Source organism: Maribacter thermophilus (assembly GCF_001020565.1).
In the GTDB taxonomy this organism is placed as follows: domain Bacteria; phylum Bacteroidota; class Bacteroidia; order Flavobacteriales; family Flavobacteriaceae; genus Maribacter; species Maribacter thermophilus.
On sequence record NZ_LDAS01000001.1, the window covers coordinates 86976 to 99150 of the forward strand.

The 12175-nt window shown below is 39.4% G+C and carries 5 protein-coding genes and 1 pseudogene; 5 read left to right on the forward strand and 1 reads right to left on the reverse strand.

Annotated elements, in window-relative coordinates; genetic code table 11:
• The 4 genes from rplL to AB657_RS00485 all read left to right on the forward strand — a co-directional run bounded on the left by rplL (position 1) and on the right by AB657_RS00485 (position 9049).
• Positions 1-381: a 50S ribosomal protein L7/L12 gene (gene rplL, locus AB657_RS00470; protein WP_047244710.1), complete on the forward strand. Its 381-nt coding sequence runs from the start codon at positions 1-3 to the stop codon at positions 379-381.
• 132 nt (positions 382-513) lie between these two features.
• Positions 514-4323 carry a DNA-directed RNA polymerase subunit beta gene (gene rpoB / locus AB657_RS00475; RefSeq protein ID WP_047244711.1) on the forward strand — a complete coding sequence of 1270 codons (3810 nt, stop codon included), beginning with the start codon at positions 514-516 and terminating at the stop codon, positions 4321-4323.
• Between the two features lie 57 nt (positions 4324-4380).
• The gene (gene rpoC, locus AB657_RS00480) at positions 4381-8679 is read left to right on the forward strand and encodes a DNA-directed RNA polymerase subunit beta' (RefSeq protein ID WP_047244712.1); all 4299 of its coding nucleotides are present in this window, start codon (positions 4381-4383) and stop codon (positions 8677-8679) included.
• A 55-nt stretch (positions 8680-8734) separates the two neighbouring features.
• Positions 8735-9049: a DUF3467 domain-containing protein gene (locus AB657_RS00485; protein WP_047244713.1), complete on the forward strand. Its 315-nt coding sequence runs from the start codon at positions 8735-8737 to the stop codon at positions 9047-9049.
• A gap of 27 nt (positions 9050-9076) precedes the next feature.
• On the opposite strand, the gene AB657_RS00490 is transcribed toward AB657_RS00485, so the two are convergent.
• Entirely contained in the window at positions 9077-10666 is a 1590-nt protein-coding gene (locus AB657_RS00490) for a peptide chain release factor 3 (RefSeq protein ID WP_047244714.1), read from the reverse strand.
• A gap of 314 nt (positions 10667-10980) precedes the next feature.
• Here AB657_RS00490 and AB657_RS18035 point away from each other — a divergent pair.
• Positions 10981-12175 (forward strand): annotated as a pseudogene (locus AB657_RS18035) (hypothetical protein); the annotation flags it as partial.

A 12175-nucleotide genomic window follows, 5' to 3' on the forward strand; every position in this document is an offset into this window, starting at 1 on the left:
ATGGCAGATTTAAAAGATTTCGCAGAACAATTGGTTAACCTTACGGTAAAAGAAGTAAATGAGTTAGCTGACATATTAAAAGAAGAATACGGTATAGAGCCTGCTGCTGCTGCAGTAGCGGTTGCTGCTGGTGGCGCTGGTGCTGAAGGTGGTGAAGCTGCTGAGGAAAAATCAGAATTCGATGTAATTTTGAAAGCGGCCGGAGCTTCTAAATTAGCAGTTGTTAAATTGGTTAAGGAATTAACTGGTTTAGGATTGAAAGATGCTAAGGATATTGTTGATAGTGCACCAAAAGCTGTTAAAGAAGGTGTTTCTAAAGACGAAGCAGAAGGTATTAAAAAATCATTGGAAGAAGCAGGAGCGGAAGTTGAGCTTAAATAGTAGCAACAACCATATCATTTTTGGTTTAGGTCTTTTCGCTTTTTGCGGCTAGACCTAAGCCTTTTTATATAATTAGGTATATTAAGATATATACTACCCCAATAGTACTCACGATCAAAACACTGTCCGTAGATGTTCACAAATCAGACTGAAAGAATAAATTTTGCATCCGCTAAGAATACTCCGGAATATCCGGATTTCTTGGATATTCAGATTAAATCTTTTCAAGACTTTTTTCAACTTGAAACAAAATCTGATCAAAGAGGTAATGAAGGATTATATAACACCTTCATGGAGAACTTTCCAATTACTGATACAAGAAATCAGTTTGTACTGGAATTTTTAGATTACTTCATAGATCCTCCACGATATTCGATTCAAGAATGTATAGAACGTGGCCTAACATATAGCGTACCGTTAAAGGCTAGGTTAAAATTGTATTGTACCGATCCCGAACATGAGGATTTTGAGACCATAGTACAAGACGTTTATTTGGGTACTATTCCATATATGACCCCTAGTGGTACTTTTGTCATCAATGGTGCCGAAAGAGTTGTAGTTTCTCAGTTGCACCGTTCACCAGGTGTTTTCTTTGGTCAATCATTTCATGCCAACGGAACCAAATTATATTCTGCCAGGGTAATACCTTTTAAAGGTTCTTGGATAGAATTTGCTACCGATATTAATGGTGTTATGTACGCCTATATCGATAGAAAGAAAAAATTACCTGTAACCACCCTTTTTAGAGCTATCGGTTTTGAAAGGGATAAGGATATTTTAGAAATTTTCGACCTATCGGAAGAAGTGAAGGTTTCTAATGCAGGACTCAAAAAAGTATTAGGTCGCAAACTCGCAGCTAGGGTTTTGAACACATGGCACGAAGATTTTGTGGATGAAGATACGGGAGAAGTAGTTTCTATCGAAAGAAATGAGATTGTATTGGATCGTGATACAGTCTTAGAGAAAGAACACATTGCCCAAATTCTTGAAGCAGATGTTAAGACCATTTTGTTGCATAAAGAAAACAATGCGCAATCTGACTATGCTATTATTCATAATACACTTCAAAAGGACCCAACAAACTCGGAGAAAGAAGCTGTTGAGCATATCTACAGACAATTACGTAATGCAGAGCCGCCCGATGAAGAAACGGCTCGTGGTATTATAGATAAATTATTCTTCTCTGATCAACGATACAACTTAGGTGAAGTTGGTCGTTATAGAATGAATAAGAAACTACAGTTGGATATCGGAATGGACAAACAAGTCTTGACCAAAGAAGATATCATAACTATTATAAAATATTTGATCGAGCTAATTAACTCAAAAGCGGAGATCGATGATATTGACCACCTTTCCAACCGTCGTGTTAGAACGGTAGGTGAACAATTGTCCTCTCAATTTGGTGTTGGTTTGGCTCGTATGGCCCGTACCATTCGTGAGCGTATGAACGTTCGTGACAATGAGGTGTTTACTCCGATAGATTTGATCAATGCCAAGACATTGTCATCCGTTATCAATTCATTCTTTGGTACGAACCAGTTATCTCAGTTCATGGATCAAACGAATCCGTTGGCAGAGATTACGCACAAAAGAAGATTGTCGGCATTAGGACCTGGAGGTCTTTCTAGGGAGAGAGCAGGTTTTGAGGTGCGTGATGTTCACTATACGCACTACGGCCGTCTATGCCCGATAGAAACTCCTGAAGGACCGAATATTGGTCTTATATCTTCACTTTCTGTATTTGCCAAAGTTAACCCAATGGGCTTTTTGGAAACACCTTACAGAAAGGTTGAAAACGCCAAAGTAGATACGGAAAATCATGTTTACCTAAGCGCCGAAGAAGAAGAAGGAATGAAAATTGCCCAAGCAAATATTCCCTTAAAGGAAAATGGAGAAATAGATGCCGAAAAGGTTATTGCTAGGGAAGAGGGAGATTTTCCAGTGGTTGATCCATCGGAAATTCACTATACAGATGTTGCCCCTAACCAAATAGCGTCAATATCCGCCTCATTGATTCCGTTCTTGGAACACGATGATGCGAACCGTGCGTTGATGGGGTCTAACATGATGCGTCAGGCAGTTCCATTATTAAAACCACAATCACCGATTGTAGGTACAGGATTGGAAAGACAAGTGGCTTCAGATTCAAGAGTGTTGATAAATGCTGAAGGCGATGGTGTTATTGAGTATGTTGATGCTCAAAAGATCACTATCAAATATGATAGAACGGATACGGAACGATTGATCAGTTTTGACAGTGATGAGAAGACTTATTCTTTGGTTAAGTTCAGAAAAACAAACCAAGGAACAAGCATTAACTTGAAGCCTATTGTTAGAAGGGGTGATAGAGTTAAAAAAGGTCAGGTGCTATGTGAAGGATATGCTACAGAAAAAGGAGAATTGGCCTTGGGTAGAAACCTAACGGTAGCCTTTATGCCTTGGAAAGGGTATAACTTTGAGGATGCGATCGTTATTTCTGAAAAAGTTGTACGTGAAGATATCTTTACATCTATTCACGTAGATGAATATTCTTTAGAGGTTAGGGATACCAAGTTAGGTGCAGAAGAATTAACACATGATATTCCAAACGTTTCGGAAGAAGCTACGAAAGACTTGGATGAGAACGGAATGATCCGTATTGGTGCCGAGGTGAAGCCTGGCGACATCTTAATTGGTAAAATTACACCAAAAGGAGAATCGGATCCAACGCCGGAAGAAAAACTATTGCGTGCCATTTTTGGTGACAAAGCAGGAGATGTAAAAGATGCTTCATTGAAAGCCTCGCCATCTTTGAGAGGTGTCGTTATCGATAAGAAATTGTTCTCTAGATCGGTAAAAGATAAGAGAAAACGTTCTGAGGATAAAGAGGAGCTATCTAAATTGGAATTGGAATATGAGGTAAAATTCCAAGAGCTTAAAGATGTCTTGGTAGAGAAGCTGTTTACCTTGGTTAACGGAAAAACTTCTCAGGGTGTATTAAATGATTTGGGTGAAGAAGTTTTACCTAAAGGTAAAAAGTACACCATGAAGATGTTGAACTCTGTGGACGACTTTGCCCACTTGGTAGGCGGAAGTTGGACTACAGATGATGAAACAAATAATTTGGTCGCGGATTTACTTCATAACTATAAGATTAAGTTGAACGACCTTCAAGGTAACTTAAGAAGGGATAAGTTTACAATTTCTGTTGGAGATGAACTACCAGCTGGAATAATGAAATTGGCCAAAGTCTATATTGCTAAAAAGCGTAAGCTTAAAGTTGGTGATAAAATGGCGGGTCGTCACGGTAACAAGGGTATTGTTTCTAGAATTGTACGTCAAGAGGATATGCCTTTCTTGGAAGACGGAACACCTGTAGATATCGTATTGAACCCATTGGGTGTACCTTCTCGTATGAACATTGGACAGATATATGAAACCGTGTTAGGTTGGGCCGGACTCAAATTAGGTAAAAAATATGCTACCCCTATTTTTGACGGTGCTTCTCTAGACGAAATAAATGCGTATACTGATGAGGCTGGTATTCCAAGATTTGGTCATACCTACCTATACGATGGTGGTACAGGTCAACGTTTTGATCAACCTGCAACAGTAGGTGTTATCTATATGTTGAAATTGGGCCACATGGTAGACGATAAGATGCATGCTCGTTCTATAGGACCATACTCTTTAATTACGCAGCAGCCATTAGGTGGTAAAGCACAATTTGGTGGTCAGCGTTTTGGGGAGATGGAAGTTTGGGCGCTTGAGGCATATGGTGCATCGGCTACCCTTAGGGAAATATTGACCGTAAAATCCGATGATGTTATCGGTAGGGCCAAGACCTATGAATCTATTGTTAAAGGTGAGACAATGCCAGAACCTGGATTGCCAGAATCTTTCAATGTATTAATGCACGAACTTAAAGGATTAGGTTTGGATATTAGATTGGAAGAGTAGTATTGTAGTCTTAAAGGCTATTTGTAATAAAATTAAAATCATTATCAGCACGCTATTATGGCAAGAATAAAAGATAATAACCCAATAAAAAGGTTTAATAAAATTTCAATCGGATTGGCGTCTCCAGAAGCAATTTTGGCAGAATCCAGGGGAGAAGTTTTAAAGCCTGAAACAATTAATTATAGAACACACAAACCTGAACGTGATGGTTTGTTCTGTGAGCGTATTTTTGGTCCGGTAAAGGATTATGAGTGTGCTTGTGGTAAATACAAACGTATTCGTTATAGGGGTATCGTTTGTGACCGTTGTGGTGTTGAAGTTACAGAGAAAAAAGTACGAAGAGACAGGGTAGGTCATATTAACCTTGTTGTACCTGTTGCGCATATTTGGTACTTCCGTTCTTTGCCTAATAAAATCGGATACCTTCTTGGGTTGCCATCCAAGAAGTTGGATATGATCATTTACTACGAGCGTTATGTAGTAATACAACCAGGTATCGCAAAAGGTCCTGAAGGTGAAGAAATAAACAAAATGGATTTCTTGACAGAAGAGGAGTATTTGAACATTTTAGAATCCCTTCCGCAAGAAAATCAATATTTAGAGGATACAGATCCCAACAAGTTTATTGCCAAAATGGGAGCTGAATGTTTAATTGATCTCTTAGGTAGAATCAATTTAAAAGAACTTTCTTTTGAGCTTAGACATAAGGCCAATACAGAAACCTCTAAACAAAGAAAAACAGAGGCTTTAAAGAGATTACAAGTTGTTGAGGCATTAAGGGAGTCACAAGAAAATCGTGAAAACCTCCCAGAGTGGATGATCATGAAAGTGATTCCTGTGATACCACCAGAATTACGTCCATTGGTGCCATTGGATGGTGGTCGTTTTGCTACGTCGGATTTAAACGATTTGTACAGAAGGGTTATTATCAGAAACAACCGTTTAAAAAGGTTGGTAGAAATAAAAGCACCTGAAGTTATTTTGCGTAACGAGAAGCGTATGCTTCAAGAGGCGGTAGATTCTCTGTTTGATAACACGAGAAAAGCTTCGGCAGTTAAAACAGAATCTAACAGACCGTTAAAATCCCTTTCAGATTCGTTAAAAGGTAAGCAAGGTCGTTTCCGTCAAAACTTACTGGGTAAACGTGTTGATTATTCGGCACGTTCGGTAATTGTCGTTGGACCGGAATTGAACTTGTATGAATGTGGTCTTCCAAAAGATATGGCTGCGGAGCTTTACAAACCTTTTGTTATCAGAAAATTGATAGAAAGAGGTATTGTCAAAACAGTAAAATCGGCCAAGAAAATAATAGATAAGAAAGAACCGGTTGTTTGGGATATTCTTGAAAATGTATTGAAAGGACACCCAGTTCTTTTGAACCGTGCTCCTACATTGCACCGTTTGGGTATACAGGCTTTCCAACCGAAATTAATTGAGGGTAAGGCAATTCGATTACACCCATTGGCGTGTACGGCGTTTAACGCGGATTTTGATGGGGACCAGATGGCAGTTCACTTACCATTGGGACCAGAGGCAATTCTAGAGGCTCAGTTATTAATGCTGGCTTCACAGAACATATTGAACCCAGCAAATGGTTCGCCGATTACAGTACCTTCACAGGATATGGTCTTGGGTCTTTATTATATGACCAAAGAACGCAAATCCACACCTGAGGTTCCTGTAAAAGGAGAAGGATTAACATTCTATTCCGCTGAAGAGGTTGAGATAGCCTTTAACGAAGGTAAAGTAGATCTTAATGCCGGTATAAAAGTAAGGGCGAAAGACTTTAATGAGGAAGGGGAGCTGGTATACCAGATCATTCCAACAACTGTTGGTAGAGTATTGTTCAACAAGAATGTTCCAGAAGAGGCAGGTTACATAAACCAGGTACTTAATAAAAAGGCTTTAAGGAATATTATTGGTGATATTTTAGCTGTTACCGATGTTCCTACCACGGCCAGTTTCTTGGACAAGATCAAGACGATGGGATATGAGTTCGCCTTTAAAGGTGGATTATCCTTTAGTTTAGGTGATATTATTATTCCTGAAGAAAAGACCGATATGATAGCTGAGGCCAACAATGACGTTGACGGAATTATGGCCAATTATAATATGGGTCTTATTACCAACAACGAACGTTACAATCAGGTAATCGATGTGTGGACTTCCACCAATGCTATGCTTACCGAATTGGCAATGAAGCGTATACGGGAAGATAAACAAGGGTTTAACTCTGTGTACATGATGTTGGATTCCGGAGCAAGGGGTTCTAAAGAGCAAATTCGTCAGTTAACAGGTATGCGTGGTTTGATGGCCAAGCCTAAAAAATCAACTGCTGGTGGTGGTGAGATTATTGAGAACCCAATTCTTTCGAACTTTAAGGAAGGACTGTCGATTCTTGAATATTTTATCTCTACCCACGGTGCACGTAAAGGTCTTGCGGATACTGCATTGAAAACGGCGGATGCCGGGTATTTAACACGTCGTCTAGTAGATGTGTCACAAGATGTAATCATTAACATCGAGGATTGTGAGACATTACGAGGTGTAGAAATTCAGGCTCTTAAGAAAAATGAGGAAATAGTTGAAACCTTAGGAGAAAGAATTTTAGGTCGTGTTTCATTACATGATGTTTATGATCCGGTAACAGAAGAGTTGTTGTTAAAGGCGGGTCAAGAAATAATGGAGTCCGATGTTAAGAAAATAGAAGCTTCTCCAATAGAGAAAGTGGAAGTTCGTTCGGCATTGACCTGTGAAGCCCAAAAAGGAATTTGTGCGAAATGTTACGGTAGAAACCTATCTACTAATAAAATGGTACAAAGAGGTGAAGCTGTTGGTGTAGTTGCTGCACAATCTATCGGTGAACCAGGTACTCAGTTAACGTTGCGTACTTTCCACGTGGGGGGTATTGCCGGTAACATTTCAGAGGATAATAAATTGGAAGCCAAATTTTCTGGTGTTGCGGAGATAGAGGATTTAAGAACCGTAAAAGGTGAAAATGCCGAAGGAAAACCGGTTGATATTGTAATATCAAGAACATCTGAAATAAAGATAGTTGATGGTAAAACAGGAATTACCCTTAGTACCAATAACATTCCTTATGGTTCACAATTGTTCATAGAAGATGGAGCCAAAGTAGAAAAAGGTAATTTGATATGTTCTTGGGATCCATACAATGGTGTAATTGTTTCCGAGTTCCCTGGTAAGATTGCATACGAGAATATAGAGCAAGGAGTTACCTATCAAGTAGAGATCGATGAACAAACAGGTTTCCAAGAGAAAGTAATTTCTGAATCCAGGAACAAAAAGCTGATTCCAACCTTATTGATTCAAGATGCCAAAGGTGAAACATTAAGATCGTATAACCTTCCCGTAGGTTCTCACTTAATGGTAGATGATGGGGATAAGATCAAAGAAGGTAAGATTTTGGTTAAAATACCACGTAAATCTGCGAAGGCAGGTGATATTACAGGTGGTCTTCCAAGGGTAACCGAACTTTTTGAAGCGCGTAACCCTTCTAACCCTGCTGTTGTTTCTGAGATAGACGGTGTAGTTTCTTTTGGTAAGATAAAAAGAGGTAACCGAGAAATCATTATAGAGTCAAAACTTGGTGAGGTCAAGAAATACCTAGTGAAACTTTCTAATCAAATCTTGGTTCAAGAAAACGATTATGTAAGAGCAGGTATGCCATTATCGGATGGTTCTATTACGCCAGAAGATATCTTGGCGATTAAAGGTCCATCAGCTGTTCAGCAATATTTGGTTAACGAGGTTCAAGAGGTGTATCGTTTACAAGGGGTAAAAATCAATGATAAACACTTTGAGGTTGTTGTAAGACAAATGATGCGTAAAGTGAGAATTGTTGACCCAGGTGATACTATATTCCTTGAAAACCAATTGATTCATAAAGACGATTTTATTAAGGAAAACGATGAAATCTTTGGTAAGAAAGTAGTTATGGAAGCCGGTGATTCGGAAAACTTGAAACCTGGACAGATTGTTACATCTAGAGAACTTCGTGACGAAAATTCTGTGTTGAAGAGAAGTGATAAGGCACTTGTAGAGGCACGTGATGCTGTTGCGGCCACTGCGACTCCAATATTACAAGGTATTACAAGAGCTTCGTTACAGACTAAGTCGTTTATTTCGGCGGCGTCTTTCCAAGAAACCACAAAAGTGTTGAACGAGGCCGCAGTAAGTGGTAAAGTGGATACTTTGGAAGGATTGAAAGAAAATGTTATCGTAGGACATAAGATTCCGGCAGGTACGGGAATGAGGGACTATGAGAATATTATAGTCGGTTCCAAAGAAGAGTACGATGAGATAATGGCCAGAAAAGAGGCCTTAAGATTCTAAATATCCAAAGCCCTCAATTTAATTGAGGGCTTTTTTTGTTTAAACTTTTAATAAGATGACTGACGATAAAAAACAGAATCAGAAACAAATAAATATAGAGTTGGATGAAAAAACGGCCGAAGGTATTTATTCCAATTTGGCCATTATAAATCATTCGGTGTCAGAATTTGTGGTAGACTTCATAAGTATGATGCCTGGGGCTCCCAAGGCCAAGGTTAAAAGTAGAATTATTTTAACCCCACAGCACGCTAAAAAATTTTTGAAGGCCCTTCACGATAATGTTCAAAGATTTGAGAAGGCCCATGGTACTATAAAGGATTATGAGCAACCTCCCATACCTTTGAATTTTGGACCAACAGGAGAAGCATAAAAAAAGCCCACTAAATGTGGGCTTTTTTTATTCAAATTCGGATACAAAATGAAGTTTTACGTTCGGATATTTTTGTTGGGTCATTTGTAAGGAGAACTGTGAATCTGCAAGAAATACCAATTGGCCTCTTTTATCTTTCGCCAAGAACTTTTGTTTAACCCTAATAAATTCTTTGTATTCGTCACCTTTGTTATTATCTGTTCCAACCCAACACGCTTTGTATACAGGAAAATTTTCGTAACTACATTTGGCTCCGTATTCATGTTCCAGTCTATATTGTATTACCTCAAATTGCAAAGCTCCCACGGTACCTATTACTTTTCTGCCGTTCATCTCAAGGGTAAATAACTGAGCGACCCCTTCGTCCATCAACTGGTCTATGCCCTTATATAGTTGCTTCGATTTCATGGGGTCTGCATTGTTGATGTATCTAAAGTGTTCAGGAGAAAAACTTGGTATACCTTTGTAATGTAATATTTCGCCTTCGGTCAAAGTGTCACCTATCTTAAAATTACCTGTGTCGTGTAAACCAACAATATCTCCAGGATAAGAGACATCCACAATTTCTTTTTTTTCTGCAAAAAATGCGTTAGGACTCGAAAATTTAAGTTTCTTGTTCAATCTAACATGTAGATACGGCTTGTTTCTTTCAAAAGTACCTGATACAATTTTTACAAAAGCCAAGCGGTCTCTGTGCTTTGGATCCATGTTCGCATGGATTTTGAATACAAAACCGGTCAAATCCTTTTCATCGGCCCTGACCAAACGCTCTTCTGCCATCTTTGGTTTTGGAGATGGTGCAATTTCGATAAAACAATCTAATAGTTCCCGAACACCAAAGTTGTTAAGGGCCGAACCAAAAAATACAGGTTGCTGTTCCCCTTTTAAATATAGATCCTTGTCGAACGGAGGGTACACCCCCCATACTAGGTCTAAATTGTCGCGAAGATTTTCGGCGGCGGATGAGCCTATTATTTTTTCCAGTTCAGGGTTTTCAATATCGTTGAATGCAATAGTTTCCTCAATATTTTTTTTGCTGTCCCCACTAAACAGGTTTATGTTTTTTTCATATATATTATATATTCCCTTGAAATCATACCCCATACCTATAGGAAAACTCAACGGAGTTACGGAAAGACCTAACTTTTGTTCAAGTTCATCTAAAAGATCAAAAGCATCTTGGCCTTCTCTATCCAATTTGTTGATGAATACGAGCATCGGAATTTTTCTCATCCGACAAACCTCCACCAGTTTCACGGTCTGCTCCTCGACACCTTTGGCGACATCGATTACAACAATTACACTGTCCACTGCAGTTAAGGTCCTAAAAGTGTCCTCTGCAAAATCTTTGTGCCCAGGGGTGTCCAGTATATTAATTTTTTTGTCCTTATAAATAAATGCCAATACAGATGTAGCAACAGAAATTCCTCTTTGTCTTTCAATTTCCATAAAATCACTAGTGGCAGTTTTTTTGATTTTATTGTTTTTAACCGCCCCGGCTTCTTGAATGGCGCCACCAAAAAGCAATAACTTCTCCGTCAATGTGGTTTTTCCTGCATCGGGATGCGAAATAATACCAAAAGTTCTTCTTCTCTCAATCTCGTTTTTAAAACTCATCAAAAATCAATTTTGGCAAAAGTACTGGAAATTGGCTATTTTGACCAGAATTAATTGAGGTAGTATTTGTGTTTATAAATGAAAGTATTATGTTGAAAATGAATCGATAGGTAAAAATAATAGTAGTGCTTATGGGCTAATATTTGAAATAGTGTACTTAATAGATATTTATCAACAAGTTATCCGAAATATATAAAAGCTAATTATTTTACTATTATCTTGCAGACCATTCTTTGAAGTAGTCCCCATTCTTATCCTTCATTATTTCCTACTTTTAATTTGCCATGGTGATTAGTAAATAAAACTAAACATATATGGGCGAAATTACTTTTTTTGAACATTATATCACTTCGGTTAAGAGACTCTCTTTTTTAACGGCAATTTTATTAAGTTTCTCATTCTCTGTTATTGGGGCGGAAGAAAGAACTGTAAATTATTTTACAGAGGATGCAGATGGTGATGGTGTATATGACTATGACGACATTGATACTGATGGGGATGGTATAACGGATGAAGATGAAGATGCTAATCTAGATGGGGACCATGATCATACTACAAATCCGACGGACACGGATGGTGATGGTGTTCCTGATTATTTAGATTTGGATTCTGATAACGATGGTATTCTAGATAATTTAGAATCTCAAAATTTTCATAATTATAAACCTAAGTCCGGAATAGATTCAGATGGAAACGGTTTGGATGATGTATACGAGAGCTGTCCAGGAGGAGGAGAAGGTATTACATTAAATGATCGTGATGGAGATGGTAAACCCAATCATTTGGATATAGATACTGACAACGACGGTATTCCCGACAACGTGGAGGCCCAGACGACTGATGGTTACGTAGCGCCGAACGAGGATGATGAGGCAACCTATGCTTCCAACAACGGTGTAAACAGTGCTTATATTGGTGGTTTGGACCCTGTAAATACGGATGGTTCACCAAGACCGGATAAGCCTGATTATCAAGATTTTGATAGTGATGATGATTTAGTGCCCGATAACAATGAGGGCCATGATTTCAACTTTGATGGCAAGCCCGAGAACGAATATACCGGTGTCGATACGGACGGCGACGGTCTTGACGATGGCTACGAGGGCAGTGATGTGGACGACGGCTTTGACGTGAACGACGAGATAGACGATCCCGCGAACGACCTTCCCGATACGGATGGCACTGAGGACGTTAACTACCGGGACCTTGACGATGACGGCGACGGCATCGACACCCCCGACGAGGATGCCGATGGTAACGGGGATCCTACCAACGACGATACGGACAGTGACGGTACACCCGATTATTTAGATGTTAATACTATCACGGATCCTGACACGGACGGGGACGGTGTGCCCGACAGTGCTGACCTTGATGACGACAACGACGGTATATTGGATTCGGTGGAGGACCCGGACCTTGACGGTGACGGCGATCCCTTGACGGATCCCCTGGACACCGACGGCGATGGCATCCCGAACCATTTGGACATCGACAGCGACAATGACG